At 37.7% G+C, this 15,639-nt stretch carries 17 protein-coding genes; 3 read left to right on the top strand and 14 right to left on the bottom strand.

Translation table 11 applies throughout. The features are described 5' to 3' along the window. Positions 1–15: 15 nt before the first annotated feature. The 12 genes from HNP38_RS15720 to HNP38_RS15775 all read right to left on the bottom strand — a co-directional run bounded on the left by HNP38_RS15720 (position 16) and on the right by HNP38_RS15775 (position 9,633). A complete protein-coding gene (locus HNP38_RS15720; RefSeq protein WP_184191256.1) occupies positions 16–426 on the bottom strand; it encodes an Rrf2 family transcriptional regulator in 411 nt (136 codons plus the stop codon). A 143-nt stretch (positions 427–569) separates the two neighbouring features. After that, on the bottom strand, positions 570–1,004 hold the full coding sequence (locus HNP38_RS15725; RefSeq protein WP_184191258.1) for an FKBP-type peptidyl-prolyl cis-trans isomerase: 435 nt from the start codon (positions 1,002–1,004) through the stop codon (positions 570–572). A 208-nt stretch (positions 1,005–1,212) separates the two neighbouring features. Then, a complete protein-coding gene (locus tag HNP38_RS15730; RefSeq protein ID WP_184191260.1) occupies positions 1,213–1,917 on the bottom strand; it encodes a LytR/AlgR family response regulator transcription factor in 705 nt (234 codons plus the stop codon). After that, on the bottom strand, positions 1,895–2,959 hold the full coding sequence (locus tag HNP38_RS15735) for a sensor histidine kinase (RefSeq protein ID WP_184191262.1): 1,065 nt from the start codon (positions 2,957–2,959) through the stop codon (positions 1,895–1,897). Before HNP38_RS15735 ends, HNP38_RS15730 begins: the two co-directional genes overlap by 23 nt. 97 nt (positions 2,960–3,056) lie before the next feature. Continuing rightward, positions 3,057–3,449: a DoxX family protein gene (locus tag HNP38_RS15740; protein WP_184191264.1), complete on the bottom strand. Its 393-nt coding sequence runs from the start codon at positions 3,447–3,449 to the stop codon at positions 3,057–3,059. Between the two features lie 171 nt (positions 3,450–3,620). Further along, entirely contained in the window at positions 3,621–4,673 is a 1,053-nt protein-coding gene (locus tag HNP38_RS15745) for a TerC family protein (RefSeq protein WP_184191266.1), read from the bottom strand. Positions 4,674–4,753: 80 nt separating this feature from the next. Continuing rightward, entirely contained in the window at positions 4,754–5,362 is a 609-nt protein-coding gene (locus HNP38_RS15750; RefSeq protein WP_184191268.1) for a TerD family protein, read from the bottom strand. Positions 5,363–5,453: 91 nt separating this feature from the next. After that, positions 5,454–6,374 carry a hypothetical protein gene (locus tag HNP38_RS15755; RefSeq protein WP_184191270.1) on the bottom strand — a complete coding sequence of 307 codons (921 nt, stop codon included), beginning with the start codon at positions 6,372–6,374 and terminating at the stop codon, positions 5,454–5,456. Positions 6,375–6,413: 39 nt separating this feature from the next. Next, positions 6,414–7,583: a toxic anion resistance protein gene (locus tag HNP38_RS15760; protein ID WP_184191272.1), complete on the bottom strand. Its 1,170-nt coding sequence runs from the start codon at positions 7,581–7,583 to the stop codon at positions 6,414–6,416. Positions 7,584–7,589: 6 nt separating this feature from the next. Continuing rightward, positions 7,590–8,144: a TerD family protein gene (locus tag HNP38_RS15765; protein WP_184191274.1), complete on the bottom strand. Its 555-nt coding sequence runs from the start codon at positions 8,142–8,144 to the stop codon at positions 7,590–7,592. Next, complete coding sequence (locus HNP38_RS15770; protein WP_184191276.1) at positions 8,134–8,958, bottom strand: phosphoribosyltransferase family protein; 825 nt, start codon at positions 8,956–8,958, stop codon at positions 8,134–8,136. The genes HNP38_RS15765 and HNP38_RS15770 overlap by 11 nt, the downstream gene beginning before the upstream one ends. Positions 8,959–8,961: 3 nt before the next feature. Then, a complete protein-coding gene (locus HNP38_RS15775) occupies positions 8,962–9,633 on the bottom strand; it encodes an HAD family hydrolase (RefSeq protein ID WP_184191278.1) in 672 nt (223 codons plus the stop codon). A gap of 467 nt (positions 9,634–10,100) precedes the next feature. Between HNP38_RS15775 and fusA the strand changes: the two genes are divergently transcribed. Then, positions 10,101–12,167 carry an elongation factor G gene (fusA, locus tag HNP38_RS15780; protein WP_184191280.1) on the top strand — a complete coding sequence of 689 codons (2,067 nt, stop codon included), beginning with the start codon at positions 10,101–10,103 and terminating at the stop codon, positions 12,165–12,167. 140 nt (positions 12,168–12,307) lie between these two features. Here fusA and HNP38_RS15785 read toward each other — a convergent pair whose 3' ends face one another. Then, positions 12,308–13,828, bottom strand: coding sequence for a SulP family inorganic anion transporter (locus HNP38_RS15785; protein ID WP_184191282.1), 1,521 nt, complete (start codon positions 13,826–13,828; stop codon positions 12,308–12,310). 589 nt (positions 13,829–14,417) lie between these two features. Here HNP38_RS15785 and HNP38_RS15790 point away from each other — a divergent pair. Together HNP38_RS15790 and HNP38_RS15795 are read left to right on the top strand one after the other, a co-directional pair. After that, entirely contained in the window at positions 14,418–14,846 is a 429-nt protein-coding gene (locus tag HNP38_RS15790) for a transposase (RefSeq protein ID WP_184191284.1), read from the top strand. 44 nt (positions 14,847–14,890) lie between these two features. Further along, positions 14,891–15,181, top strand: a complete 291-nt coding sequence (locus HNP38_RS15795; protein WP_228461080.1) for a helix-turn-helix domain-containing protein — start codon at positions 14,891–14,893, stop codon at positions 15,179–15,181. A gap of 43 nt (positions 15,182–15,224) precedes the next feature. On the opposite strand, the gene HNP38_RS15800 is transcribed toward HNP38_RS15795, so the two are convergent. Further along, positions 15,225–15,386 (bottom strand): DUF6714 family protein, encoded by a 162-nt coding sequence (locus HNP38_RS15800; protein ID WP_184191286.1) that lies wholly within the window; start codon positions 15,384–15,386, stop codon positions 15,225–15,227. Positions 15,387–15,639 lie beyond the last annotated feature (253 nt).

The following is a 15,639-nucleotide window of genomic DNA, read 5'->3' on the forward strand; positions in this document are numbered from 1 at the left end:
TATAAGTAAAAAAATTTAGATGAACTGATCACTGAATTCCTGTAGTGATTTATTCCCTAAAAAATTGATAACCAGCTTATCTGTCTCCACAAATAAACTATTTAAATGATCATTGATCTCTTTTCCGACACTACATGCCGGGTTTGGATTTTGATTTTTCTTTCCTAAAACTTCAATATTCTTTACAGCCGAATAAATTTCGGAAATACTGATAGAATCTGCTCTTTTTGAGAGCTGACTTCCTCCTTCCTTTCCCTGCCGGCTTACAATAAGCCCGGCCTCTTTCAGGATGCCGATCTCTTTTCGAACAATTACGGGATTTATATTAATACTGCCTGCCAACCACTCAGAAGTTAACCATTCCTGAGGGCTCTTGGCCAATAAGGTCATAATATGTACTGCCGTGGCAAATCTTGTATTGTTCATTATAATTACAGGGCAAAGATAAAAATTTTTTAATTGTAATAAAAATTATTACAATTATTTTTTATTTATTTTTTTTGATCCCGGGTATAAACAAAAAATTTACCTGAAATCAGGTAAACTTTAAGCTGTAATATAAGGTGAGATTATTTTATATCCAACAATTCCACTTCGAATATAAGGGTACTGTTAGGCCCTATCTCTTTGCTGATCTGCTCTTCTCCATAGGCTAGATTTGGTGGGATAATTAACTTCCATTTGCTTCCTACCGGCATTAGCTGAAGAGCCTCTGTCCACCCGGCAATCACTCTGTTCAGAGGAAAGGAAGCCGGAGTTCCTCTTTTTACTGAACTGTCGAAAACCTGCCCTTTAATAGTGGTCCCGTGATAATGACATTTTACCGTGTCTCTTGCACCTGGCTTTTTACCGTCTCCTTCGGTCAGGATCTCATACTGCAAACCGCTTGGTAAGGTGATAACACCTTCTTTTTTGGCATTTTCTTCCATGAAGGCCTTTCCTTCGTTCAGGTTTTTCTCTGCCTGCTCTTTTTTACGTCTGAATAATAAGTCTGCTACACCCATAATAAATATTTTTTGCAAAGATAAATGAATTGCAGCAAAAAACCCGCCTTTTGAGGCAGGTTAAAGCCACTATTGTAAAGCTAAATTTGATATGAAAAATGCAGTTTTATAATAGATCAAAGGTACATGATACACATCGGTCTACGGACATTATATCTATCAATTACTTTTAAAGCTTTATCAGTTTATTGCCATATCCAAGATTGTTTCAATTCATGCCTTCCCTCAACATATTTTTGTAGGTTCTTCCTATAGGCAGTTTTTTATTATTGATGATGACTTCTGCAGCGGATAAACCATCAATTTTTTTCAGGGAAACAATGTAAGATTTGTGTATGCGGACAAATTTTGAATCACTTAGCATGGTTTCCATCCTGCTGATCGGCATTTTTACCGTAATTGCTTCTTTTCTGGTATGGATCGTGATGTACTCCCGGAAACTTTCGATATAATAAATGTCTTCAAGATAAATCTTAAGCTGCTTTTTTCTTATATTCAGGAATATATAATCACTGTTAGCTATTTCCATCAAGGCTTCTTCCGCCTCAGCCAGATGCCTGAATTTATTCAATGCAGCCTGGAAACGTTCGTAAGCAATAGGCTTCATCAGATAATCTACGATATCGAGATCGTAGCCTTCTATGGCAAATTCCTGATAGGCCGTGGTAACAATAGTGAAAGGAGGATCATTCAGCCTTTTCAGGAACTCAAATCCTTTTACAATGGGGAGATTCATATCCAGGAAAATGAGGTCAACTTTATGAAAGGAAAGAAGGTTGGCAGCATGCACGGCATCCGTACATTTTCCTATGAGTTTAAGGTCCTGATTCCTTGAAAGGTAGTCTTCAATAATTTCTGCCGCAATAGGCTCATCCTCAATGATCACACAATTATATTTTTTCTGAATTTCCATGGGTAAAGTATATTTTCAATACGACTGAATATTTTTCCTTCTGGCTGTCAATTTCCAGTATGTGACCGGGGTATAGAATTTCGAGCTGTCTTTTTATGTTATTCATTCCGATCCCGGTGGTATCTTTTAAGGGGTTAACTTCTTTGGAATTCTCCACCTTATAAGTTAAGATTTCATCTTTAAGCTTCAGGTCAATGTGAATGTAAGAGCTTTTTATACTTTCCGAAGCTCCGTGCTTAAAAGCATTTTCCACAAATTGCAATAAGATAAGAGGTGATATTTCCTGCGACGGATTATCTATTTCTTCGATAAATTTCAATTCCAGGTTTTTGTGCCTTAGTTTCTGAATGTCTATAAAATCCTTCAGGTTTTCGATATCCCTGGATAAGGCGATATTGTGATAGGACTCATAAATATTGAATCTCATGATCTTCGACAGCTTCATGATGATATCCGGGGTTTCATCCGCTTTTTTCAGGGAAAGCCCATAGATATTATTAAGGGTATTGAACAAGAAATGCGGATTGATCTGGGCTTTCAGGAATTTGATCTCATTATTGTATTTCTCTGTTTTTATATCGTTCAGATGCTTCTGCAGCTCTAGCTGCTGCCTGAATTTTTCAAAGCCAAATCCCAGGGCAACGGCAAAAATAATGTTCATTACCGCATTGAAAATCCCGAACTGAGAAAATCTGGGGATATCTTCCGGTATACCATAAATAACCGGATAAACAAAGTCATGGCAAATGATCCTGAATAAGATGGTTCCCAAGATGATCATCACAACAGATGCCATCACTTTTTTCCATACAGTATTAAAGATTCCGAACTTTCCATCTACGATCGCCAATATGATGTAAAAGCACGGGATCTCAGAAAATAAAAAACAAAATTCAGATAATGCCGAATAATACAGAAGTACCGGCTTTGACAGAGATAATGGCTTAAGAGCCTCCGTAAGGTATGCCAACTCAGCATTGATCTCAAAAAGAAAGTAAAATATCCAGAAATAGATGTGGTATTTCAGTTTGTTCCCGTCCATTGTATAAAGCTAAAAAAAATGCTCCAATTATTATGGAGCAAAATTCTTCATTCATCGGAAAACATATCCCGGATATCTACAAACAGCCGGCTACCGCCTACGAAATGTTTTCTTTTTTCCTGAATAAGCCATCAGGAAATGCCAGACTCAGAAAACAGGCTATGAGAAGAAAATTAAATTCCACTCCATTTTTTCCGCCACCTACCACATACCATCCTTCCGCTCCGTGTATCATGATAATTCCTGTAATAAAGATCACAATATTGGCAAAAGCCAGAGGTTTTAAGTACCTGTTCATTACCAGAAAAACCACAGAAATAAGGTGAGTAAGCTTTACTGCCCATGCCAGGTAAATTCCCACGGGAGCAAATCCCATACTATCGAGATAATCTTTTCCAAAGCTATTAACACTTCCTGTAATAATAGGAGGAACACTATGCATGATCAATATAAGTGCCAGTGAGTATCTGAGTAATACTGTATTTTTCATAGGTCATATTATACTGCTCAAATGTATTATAAAAAAGTATTTTTCATCATAAAAATTTCGATGTACTGCCATTAACCGTCTATTAATATTTAAAAGTTTATAAACAAACAAAAGATCGTTAAGCTTTTGAAGTGCAAATAAAAAGGCTTTACGTTTGTAAAGCCTTTCTTATTATTTATTGTCTTCTATTTCTTCTTTTTCCTCATCGCCTGTTACCTTCTCCGGGAACATGACCGATAAAAGTACTGAGATCAGTAATACGCCTCCAACAATTCCTAAGGAAATCGGTGACGGAATATGGATCCACGGAGCAATTAACATCTTAACTCCGATGAATGTTAAGATAATCGCCAGGCCATACGGTAGCTTGCTGAACATATGAATGAAGTTCGCCAGCAGGAAGTATAATGACCTAAGCCCTAAGATCGCAAAGATATTCGAGGTGTACAGGATAAAAGGGTCATTAGAGATCGCAAAGATCGCCGGAATGGAATCTACGGCAAAAAGAACGTCTGTAAATTCAATTACACCTACCACTACCAAAAGAGGAGTTGCCATTTTTATACCGTTCTGAACAGTGAAGAATTTATCTCCGTCATAGTTATCCGAAACTTTCCAGAAACTTTTTACCAGTTTGGCACCCGCCGTATCGCTGAAATCTTCATTATCATCATCTTCACCTTCTCCCCAGGATTTGATCCCTGCGTACACGAGGAATAATCCGAAAAGGGTCATCACGACATTGATCTTTACGGCATGTCCGAAGATATTCATTTCAGGTAAGTAAGTAAGATTAATAAGCCCTACCCCTGCAAAGATGAATATAGCCCTGAATATCAGCGCTCCAATGATCCCCCAGAAAAGTACTTTGTGATGGAGGTGTTTCGGAACCTTAAAGAATCCGAAAACAAGTATGAATACAAATAAGTTGTCTACCGAGAGGGCCTTTTCTATCCAGTAGGCTGCCTGATACTGGGTAAATTTTTCAATGGCGGTCAAATGGCTCTGCGGGCTGCTGTCCGTATTGAAAACCCAATATACCACTCCCGAAAAGATCATGGATAATGAGATCCATACAATAGACCATATGGTCGCTTCTTTTGAAGAAACTTCATGGCTTTTTTTATTGAAAACTCCTAAATCCAGGAGTAGCATGATAACTACCGTTATCGCAAAACCCCATACCAGTCCGGGATGAAGGTCTAAAATGTTTTGATGTTCCACGGTTGATTGTTTATTATATGATAAAAGCAATAGCTGTACAAAGGCAATTATTGCTGATCATGATTTTTGATTATGATTCTTTATAAATAATTCTGCTGAACGGTCTGAATGGTCTGCTCCAGCTTCCTGTCCGAGGTAGGATCTCCGATCGCGTTGAACTTCCATTCCCCGTTTCTCTTATAGAAAACACCCATTACCATAGCCACATGTCCACTGAAAGAGGCATCGTTGGCCACATCATATTTAGCGAAAACCTCTCTTACATTAGTCGGAGTCCCCTCATAGATACGGATAGACGCAAACGGAATGGTTCCGAAATCCTGTCCTTTGTAGCTGTTCAGCACCAATGCCACATGTTCTACATTCGGTTCCAGCTGGCTGAAATCCACTGTGATCACTTCATTATCAAGACCGTCATCTCCGTTAACGTCTCCTGTCAGATCATCTCCGCTGTGTTTTACCGCTCCGTTCCTGGATCTTAAGTTCCCGAAATAGATCACTTCGGTAGCATTTTTGTTTGAATCATACAGAATACAGCTTCCATCCAGATCCACCGCTTCTTTCTTTGTTCCGAAAATGCCTTTCTTTTCTATGGCACCCCAGTTGATTCCTACACAAGCCTGTGTAAGAGCAGAGCCATTTTCTTTTTTCAGATTAATTCTTTGACCCTTTTGTAAATTAATAGCCATTTTTTTATGTTTAGTTGTTATTATTTATTAAAAAGCTAAATCGTTATATTGTAAAATCGCGGATTTGCCTTTTTGCTTTTCAGCCTTTTTACTAATTATTTAAATTTAAATTCAACATTGCCCGCAGAATATTGGTTTCTTCGTTCACATCGAATATTTTGCTCATAATGTCTACATTTTCCAGATTCCGAAGATAGTCTTTTAAAACAGATCCCACATCTTCCGGCAAAGTTCGTTTTCTGTCGTGCATTACTTCTTCCAGCTCTTCATTTTTCCTTTTCAGCTGGTTGATCACCGTAACCTGATTGGATTCATTCTCTGATGTATCCAAAGCCGATAATTCATCATCGATCAGGTACATGCTTTTTTCTTCTACATTAAAAATGAAATGTTCATTGGACTGAAAGATCCTGAACAGCTCATACTCATTCCTGTCTATACGGTAACCGCACATAAAGCGGACCTTAAAATTCTGTATATTGAGCTTTCCCAATAGTTTCCTTTCTATGGAATAATCCTGATACCGGTAAGAAGGAACCGGCTGAGCTTTAAGTTTGGACTCATCGGCCTCCGTTCTGTAATATTCTACCCCATATTTTTTCTGAAAATACAGGACATCATTCCAGTTTACTGTAAAAGTTTCTTCCGTAAGGTCTTTATACAGGTTTTTCAGATGCTGGGAAAATACACCGCTGTATATTTTCCGGTCTGTTTCAAAACTGTCGATCTTTCTCTCTTCAAAAGAAGAAATATACTGGCCGTTAATATTAATTTCGTTAATAATGGCCAGTATATCATTTTCTTTTTTCTTTTTAAGCTTCGTTAAAAGCTCAATAAGGCTGTCGGTATACTGCAAGTGGAAAAGCTCAAGCTTATTGTAGTCCAATGTCTTATTATCCTCAAATAGTTTATGGATAATATCTTTTTTAATATAGATCGATATTATATCAACATTTTCAAAGAAATTAGAAAGAAGTTTAAGCTTGGTTAATCTTCTTTTACTTTGGGACATTATGATTGCAGCTTCATCATCCACCGTTGTACCGTATTACTATCCTCTTATATTTGCTTTTAACTCGTGTTCCAATGTCTGAAGGTCCTGATCCAGCTTTCTTCTGTTATCTGCACCCTGCTTTTGGATCTGTTTTACTTCATTCAATGTGCTGATCAGCATATTGGTGGTCTCTCTTAATGTTTCAGCAGAAACAATGGTCTGTTCATTTGCCCTGGCAACATTTCTTGAGTTCTGGCCAAGGCGTTCTGCATTCTTTCTTAAGATCTCTTCCGTTGTGGAAGATACTTTCTGCTGAATTTCAATATTCTGCTGCTGTCTGTACATAGCCACCGCCAGTGAAAGCTGGTTTTTCCAAACCGGCAATGTAGTGGTAAGGATGGTCTGTGCTTTTTCCGCAATAGAAACATTGTTGTTCTGTACCAGCCTGATCTGCGGAAGCGACTGCATCATGATAAGGCGAACGACTTTAAGATCGGCCAATCTCCTGTCTAATCTCGCAATGAAGTCTCTTTTATCCGCGATCTGATAATCAGCATAGTTCTGAACGTTCGCTTCCATTTCAGCAAGCTCTTCCCCTGCTTTCTGCATTCTCAGATTTCCCGCAATCACAAGGTCTTCAATATGCTTGATAGAGTTCACATTGCTGTCGAAAATGGTTTGCAATACCGCATTGTCTTTTGTAGAAGTAATGATCCCTGCATTCACTTTATAAGAGATCTGATCTATATTACCGATAATCTTATCATATTTTGCAAACAGGTTTTCCACCTGTGTTATCACTTTCTTCATGAACGGCAGCTTGCTCAAAAAGCCTTTCACCTTATTGCTGCTGTTCAGTTCATCTACGTCTACGTAATTGAGCTCAACAAGTAAATTATTGATCATTTCTCCTACTTCCCCGGAATTGGATTTCCTTACATTGCTCAAAAAGCTGTCACTCTGATTGGCCAGCGTTTTCTGAAGCTCAGAACCAAAGTTCACAATAGAACCGGGATTGGTTTCATCAATGGAGTTGGCCATCACTTCATATTTCTGGCGCTCCGCTTCCTGCATCTGGTTAAGATTTACATTTCCGTCTCTGTCCACAAGCACCGGCGCCGTTCCCTGATTAGATGGGCTTGGCGGGCTTAACGGTGTTGGTTCAAATGTTTTAAGGGGCTCAATTGACTGAAGCGGGTCAATAGGCTGATTGGGTTGATTATCCATAATAAATTATTGATACATTGATACAAATTTGTCTAGCCCTTCTCTCTGGCCGCTTCCTACCGCTTCAAATTTCCATTCTCCGCCTCTGTTATAGATTCTTCCGAATTCTACTGCTGTTTCAATTGAGAAATCTTCATCCAGCTCATATTTCAGGATCTCCTCATTGGTATCCGTATTAAAAATCCTGATGAAAGAATTTCTTACCTGTCCGAAGTTCTGCTTTCTTGCATCAGCCTCGTGAATGGTTACCACCACTGAAATTTCCTTTACTGCTGCATCAATTTTAGTTAAATCTATTTTGATCTGCTCATCATCTCCTGCTCCTTCTCCCGTTAAGTTATCTCCTGAATGGATCACCGCTTTGTCCGGAGACTCCAGGTTATTATAAAAAATGAAATGATTGTCTGACACTAATTTTTTGTCCTCCCCCAGTAAAAACAGGGAAGCATCCAGATCAAACCCGGTTCCTGTAGAGGTATTATTGAGATCCCACCCTAAACCTACCGTGAATTTAGGGGCATTTATGTTTTCTCTCTGTCCTTTTTGTAAGTTAATAGCCATAATATATTTCTGTTTGTGTTAATGTGTTAATATTATTTTCGTATTCTTTTATTAAATGATAATTGTTACTGATCGCCAGCTCAAGCAGGCTGTCCATAAGTTCCTTTTTTATAGTAGACGTAAGATATTCAAAATTACCTGAATCCAGCCCTAAAATATATTTTACGATCCTTGTATTGAACTGAAAATCCGGCTTTGCCATTACCTCAGCAATGTGTTTTACATTTTTTACTGCGTAATAGTTAAAATAATTTTCAATTTTCGGATCGATGTCAAAATTCATCAGCTCCGCATAGTAAAGGAATACAAAATCCGCCTCTACCTGGTACTGATCTAATATTTTGTGTACCGTATATTCATGGCTTCCCGTAATTTTTATATCATCTATAAAAATACAAAGTTTTCCTTTTAAAAAATCTTTATCTATATAATAAGTATCATTGGCAATCAGATTTTTACGGTCTTCGAAATTCAGATTCCCGTAATCTGTAATATAGGTATGGTTACGATTGATCTTGGATATAATACTGGACTTTCTTCCTTTCTGGAATAAATAAAAATCCAAGTACTTTTTAAAATAGAAACATAAAAAATTGGAAGCCGTAGGAATAGCCATATATGGGCTTGGCAGCACTATAATATCCTTGTGGGTATCCAGAAGGTCTTCATGCTTTGCAATAAATCCGTCAAACAGCTCTTTTGCAAATTTCTCGGCGTAAGAGGTGTCCCCATATTTAAAATAGCTGTATTCTGCTGGCGAGAATGTAAATTCTTCCGCAGAATGTATATGGTGTAAACTATATCTTTTGTTCATCGTTTATACGTGTTTTAATAAATGGGCGCTGAAGCCGAAATCTTTTGCCCCTTTATAATCAGCGACCGGATTATCCCCGATATGTAAAATCTGATCAAAAGGCAGATCCCTCTTCGTAATTTTATTTTTCACCTCCTGAAAAACAAGAGGATTGGGTTTTGAGCAATTGATCTCATCCGAATAGATGTGAAAATCAATATACTGATCCAGATCTTCTTCTATAAGGAATTTCCTCATCGTTTTCCCTTTGATTAATCCTGTATTACTCAGGATATTAATGGTCTTCCCCTGATTTTTGATCTCATCAAAAAACTGATGCAGATTTTCAAAAATGATAACGGGCTTATATTCCAGAAACAATTTTTCACTCTGCAGATAAAATTCATTTAAATTCCCTTTATCAAGTTGCTTTACGTCAACATTTAAGGCTCCAAGTATCAGCAGATAGATCTCAAAAGTATCAATATTACCTCCTAAAACCTCGTTGACTGTATTGCACAAATCATCATAATATTTTACTGTTTTCGCAACTTCTTCCACCGGTTTGTTGATGTTGAAAAATGACGCGAACAGCTCAACTCTTTTTGCTTTAAATTCAGGATGAGATTTTATTAAGGTAAGCCACAGATCAAAGGAAAAATGTGAGTGATTGTGGATGTCGATATCTGTTTTCAAAACCTTATAAGTTAAAAGTTTTATTGAGCTTTTTCTTAAAAAAGATTCCAATGGATTTCATGCTTATCATCATTAGTTTTAATACTGAATTTTACAATTCTTTCCAAAGATAAAATTTTTAATGGTAATGTATGTTTTTTTATAACTTTTTAAGATTTTGCCATACCGTTCATCATAAAAATATTCCAAAAACTTTTGACAATTCAATTTTTTTTCTAAATTCGCAGCCGGTTAACGATCATAATGTCAACAAGAATGATACATATTATTACTTTAAGCAATCCTGTCAGAGCTGTGTACTTTGGCAGCACTAAATATTTATCTGAATAGCCCGTCAATCTTTATTTACAAAATATAGGAAGACCTGTCTGTTCAGACAGGTCTTTTTTGCTGCCTTTATTTCCAGACCCAAATTGTAAAAGGTTCCTGACCAGGAGCCTTATCATCAACTTTTAAAATTAAAAAAAATGAAATATAACACACGAAATATAGGGATAATAGCACACGTAGATGCCGGGAAAACAACATTAACGGAAAGGTTACTGTATTACACGGGACTCATTCATAAAATAGGAAATGTAGACGATGGAAATACGACCATGGATAAGGATATTCAGGAGAAAACCCGGGGAATAACCATATCATCCGCAGCTATTTCGACTCAGTGGAAAAAAGATCAGAATGTCTATAACATTAATATTATTGATACACCGGGGCACATAGATTTTGCAGTAGAAGTAGAACGTTCACTAAGGGTTTTAGACGGAGTGGTTGCAGTTTTCTGCGCCTCATCAGGAGTTCAGCCTCAGACGGAAAATGTCTGGTTCCAGGCGGAGAAACATGGTGTTTCAAAGATCTGCTTCATCAATAAAATGGACAGGATAGGTGCTGATTTTTTTGCCGTCGTAAAAGAGATCGAAACAAAGCTTAGTGCCATTCCTTTAGTTCTCCAGATCCCTATGGGTGCTGAAGACCGTTTCGAAGGAAGCATTGATCTTTTAAAACAAAAAGCTCTATACTGGACAGATGAAAGTGGCGAAATAATTCTTGAAAAAGATATTCCCGATCATTATAAAGCGGAAGCCAATGAGTACACAATAAAACTGCAGGAAACTTTAGCTGAATATGATGAAGTATTCTTTGAAGCCTTCCTGGATCCTGAAAACAGGATTTCTGTTGATATGATGACCGGAGCTGTCAGAAGGCTTTGTCTTTCAGGAGCTGCAGTTCCCGTTCTATGTGGTTCTGCCTTTAAAAACAAAGGTGTTCAGCCATTGCTTGATGCGATCGCAGATTATCTTCCTGCACCCGATCAGCTGCCTTCCATACAGGGAAAAAATCCTGAAAGCGAGGATGTGGTCGAATTGAGAAGGGATAAAGAAGAATCCTTTTCGGGATTAGTTTTTAAGGTGGTTATTGATAAGCATGTGGGTAAGCTGGCGATGGTTCGGATTTATTCAGGGAATATCCAATCCGGGGATATGATCCGGAATGTAAGGACAGGTGAAAATTTCAGAATTTCCAGAATCCTGCAGATGCAGTCTGACAAAACATCAGATCTTGATGAAGGAAAAGCAGGAGACATTGTTGCTTTAACCGGAATTAAAGATGCAAAAACAGGAGATTCTTTATCATCCATTGAAAAGCCTGTACTTTTGGAAGCCATCACGATCCCTACACCGGTGATCCGGGTTGCCATTGAGCCTAAGACCAATCATGATGAAAAATCATTCGGACTGGTATTAGCGAAGATCCAGGAAGAAGATCCGTCTCTTTTGGTTGAAAGGGACCCGCAGACCGGAGAAACCCTGCTAAGCGGTTTAGGAGAGCTGCACCTCGAGGTGACTTTAGAAAAGATCCGGTTGAATCACGGAATAGAGATCAACCAGGGTAAGCCTAAGGTTTCTTATAAGGAAATCCTTACCGAAACCAGAATTCACCGGGAAAAACTGGTTAAGCAAACCGGAGGAAGCGGACAGTTCGCTGACATTACTTTCGAAATAGGCCCTAGAGATGATCATGAAATTGGTTTGGAGTTCGTTAATCAGATCAAAGGCGGGGTCATTCCGGGTGAATATATTCCTTCGGTGGAAAAAGGTTTCAGAGAAGCTATGGAAAACGGGCCATTGAGCGGATATCCGTTGGAAAGTATGAAAATCACTCTTCTGGACGGCTCTACTCATTCTGAAGATTCAGGAGCTTCTGATTTTGAGATTGCGGCACGGAATGGTTTCAGAGCGGTTGCAAAGAATTGTAAACCCAAGCTTCTGGAACCCATCATGAAGGTAGAAATCCAGAGTATTGAAGAATACACAGGAGTGGTAACCGCAGACATCAATAAAAGAAGGGGAATCATTATTTCCATTGATGAGAAATCCGGAAGGAAGGTGTTCACGGCTGAAGTTCCTTTAGCTTCCACATTCGGATATATTTCCGATCTGAGGACCCTGACCAGCGGAAGGGCTTCCATCAGCATGAAATTATCACACTATGCATTAGTGCCTGATTTCATCATAAATACATTAGTGACCTAAAAAGCAAGGGCTGTAAATTTTATTTTGCAGTCCTTGTTTGGGTTATAGGATGAATATTTTTTCTCACTGATTTTGCGGATTATGCAGATTTTTTGTCATTCTTTAAACTTCCAGCTTACATCTTCCAACTTTCTGCTATTTTATTTTTCCGGCATTACTTTATAGGTAGGGTCTTCCTGAATATTCACTTCGATCACTGCTTCGGCATTTTTCAGCATTCTCCGGCAGTCTTCGCTTAAATGGCGCAGGTACAGTTTTTTATTCTGCTGATGATAACGTTTTGACAGTTTATCCAATGCATCTATCGCACTCATATCCACGATCCTGCTTTCTTTAAAGTCTACAATTACTTCATCCGGATCATTCATCGGATCAAACTTATCTGCAAATGCTGTCACAGAACCGAAAAATAAAGGCCCGTAAATTTCATAATGCCTCACTCCGTTTTCATCCGTATGCTTCCTAGCCCTGATCCTTTTTGCATTATCCCAAGCAAAAACCAATGCCGAAATAATAACTCCCACCAAAACCGCCAGCGCAAGATTATGCAGAATGATGGTGATAAGCGCTACGGTAATGCCGACCAATATATCGGATTTGGGCATTTTATTTATGATCCTGATGGAAACCCACTGAAAGGTGCTGATGGCGACCATCATCATCACACCGACCAAAGCTGCCATAGGTATTTTTTCAATAAATGGTGCCCCTACAAGGATAATGACCAAAATGGTAACTGAGGCTATAATACCTGATAGCCGGGCTCTTGAACCTGCATTAATATTGACCAAAGTCTGCGCTACCATTGCACAGCCTCCCATCCCTCCGAAAAACCCGTTCGTAATATTGGCAATGCCCTGGGCTACGGATTCTTTATTGGCATTTCCCTTGGAATTGGTGATCTCGTCCACCATGGACAGGGTAAGCAAAGATTCAATCAAACCTACTCCCGCCATTATTAAGGCATAGGGAAAAATAATTTTTAATGTGTCAAAGGAAAAAGGAACCTGCGGAAGATGAAAATCCGGAAGGTTTCCGCTGATATGGGCAATATCTGCAACTGTTTTGGTATTGATATCAAATCCCACAACCAATGCGAAGACTATAACAATGGCAACCAACGAAGCCGGGACAATTTTTGTGATCTTCGGGAAAAAATATACTATTGCTAGGGTAAGGGAAGTGAGACCTGCCATACTATATAAAGGCACCCCCTGAAGCCAGTGTACGATACCATTATCCGTAATTTTGAACTGCTCGATCTGCGCCATAAAGATAATGACTGCCAGGCCATTTAAAAATCCGTACATTACGGGCTGCGGAATAAGACGGACAAATTTTCCCAACTTAAAAACCCCGACCAGCATCTGAAAGATCCCGGCGAGAACTACTGTCGCAAAAAGATATTCTACCCCGTGTGACTGGATCAGAGCTATGAGCACTACAATAGTTGCCCCCGCTCCTCCCGAGACCATTCCGGGGCGGCCACCCAAAACGGCAGTGACCAGCCCCATGAGGAAAGCCGCATACAACCCGGTTAGTGGCGAAAGGCCGGCCAGAATAGCAAATGAAAGAGATTCAGGGATCATCGTCATTGCTACAGTTAATCCGGCCAGTATTTCGTTTTTATAGTTTATTTTTTCAGATAATACAGATCTCATTTCCATCGAATGACAAAGTTAGGCAGTATAAATAATTTTTACAATGGTTTCCGGTTTATTTCATATGTCCCGACAGGGTATGTTTTGCTTTATCCTATGACTATTAAGAAAATCTTTAATATATCACTTTGAATTGATTTATTATTTTCGTTCATTTTAAATTTTTAACATTTTTTATCAATTTGTTTTTGGTTGAGTTTCCATTTTTTTTTACATTTGAAATTAATCCGGTTGATTACTTTCTGAAGTTATTTAATTTAACTACATTTTAAATAAACAGAAAATCAGCTATTTAATTAAAAAAATTGTATGAAAGAGGTTTAACAAAAGATATTATTCATACTGATAAGAGGTTAGAGATACTAGGTTTTTTGTAACGGATACGTGGAAAGAATAGCTGCCCGAAGTGTGGTGAGCCATTAAGTGTAATAATTCTTTTTGTTTAAATTTATATCAACTAAACTCAGTAAAACTGTAATTGCCAAGAGGAGGAAGCTGACAATAATCTCCGCCTTTCTTACTTCATTATATCATTCATATTATCTTTGTTCCTTTTAATATTGCATATTAAAAATATTTATTTAAATAAATGTTATATAAAAACATACATATAGGCCAATTCATCAAAGAAAGGGTTGAGGAAAAGGAGATTACAATGGACAGAATATGTAATTTCCTGAATAAGGATGAAAAATTTATTGAAGAAGTGTACAACAACAAATCAATAGATACAGATCTCCTTTTACGATGGTGTAAATTACTTGAATACGATTTTTTCAGGATCTACAGCTCCCATCTTATCCTATATGCACCGCCTTCCGCCGTAAATAAGGGTACTAAGAAGTCTGAAAAAATACCTTATTTCAGAAAAAATATATATACCCAGGAAATTAAAGATTTTATTATCAAAAAGATATTATCTGATGAAATGTCTCTAAGTGATGTCATTGAGGAATATTCCATACCTAAAAGCACCCTGCACCGCTGGATGCAAAAAATAAGAAATAATAATGAGTAAGAATACATATGATGCGCCCCAATTACAGTAAGATTTACCGGGATATGCTGCAATCGGAACATCCTGAAAAACTAAAAGATCCCAAAATTCAGAGGCAGCTTAAAAAGCTCAATACCACAGAGGATGTACTAAAGTTTAATGAGAAACTTTTTCAGCAATCCAAAGAAAACCAGGAAAATAATCAAAAGCTTAAAACTTATGATAAAAAAACCATCCTTAAGCTTTTACAATATCAGGATAAACATGGCTTTTCCACAAGCTATATGTCTAAAAAATATAAAATAAGCAGAACTACCTTCTTAAATTGGCGAAAATTATTTAAGGAAGAAATCTAAATACCGGCCGGGCCATATATTTGTTTTTAATCCGGCTTAAAGCTTATTTCTCCAAAGTCACAATATTCCTTATCCGAAGTTTTTTTATGGTTTGGGCATCTGCATAAGCGTCTATTCCCTGTGCTTCCCAAAGACCAACTCCATCTTCTAATTTTACATTTTTAAAAGCCAGAGTTATTTCCTGTATTATTTCTTTTTTCGTCATTTCTTGTTGTTTAAAATTTATTTAATCCCAAAAGTTTCTTATTTATGAAACAGTTTAGCCCGCTTGAGCTTATAAATCTATCTGCTGAAACATAAAAAATTCATATCAGAAGAAAATCAAATATTTAATTTATTACTTATCCCGGATTAAAGTCAGATAATTAAAAATTGCCACTGTTTATCATTAAGCCTAGATTCCTACGGAATGACAATAAACGGTATTGAAACAGATACGGAACTAAACAGGCAAATCA

The sequence above is a fragment of the Chryseobacterium defluvii genome (genome assembly GCF_014204415.1).
GTDB classification, from domain to species: domain Bacteria; phylum Bacteroidota; class Bacteroidia; order Flavobacteriales; family Weeksellaceae; genus Chryseobacterium; species Chryseobacterium defluvii_A.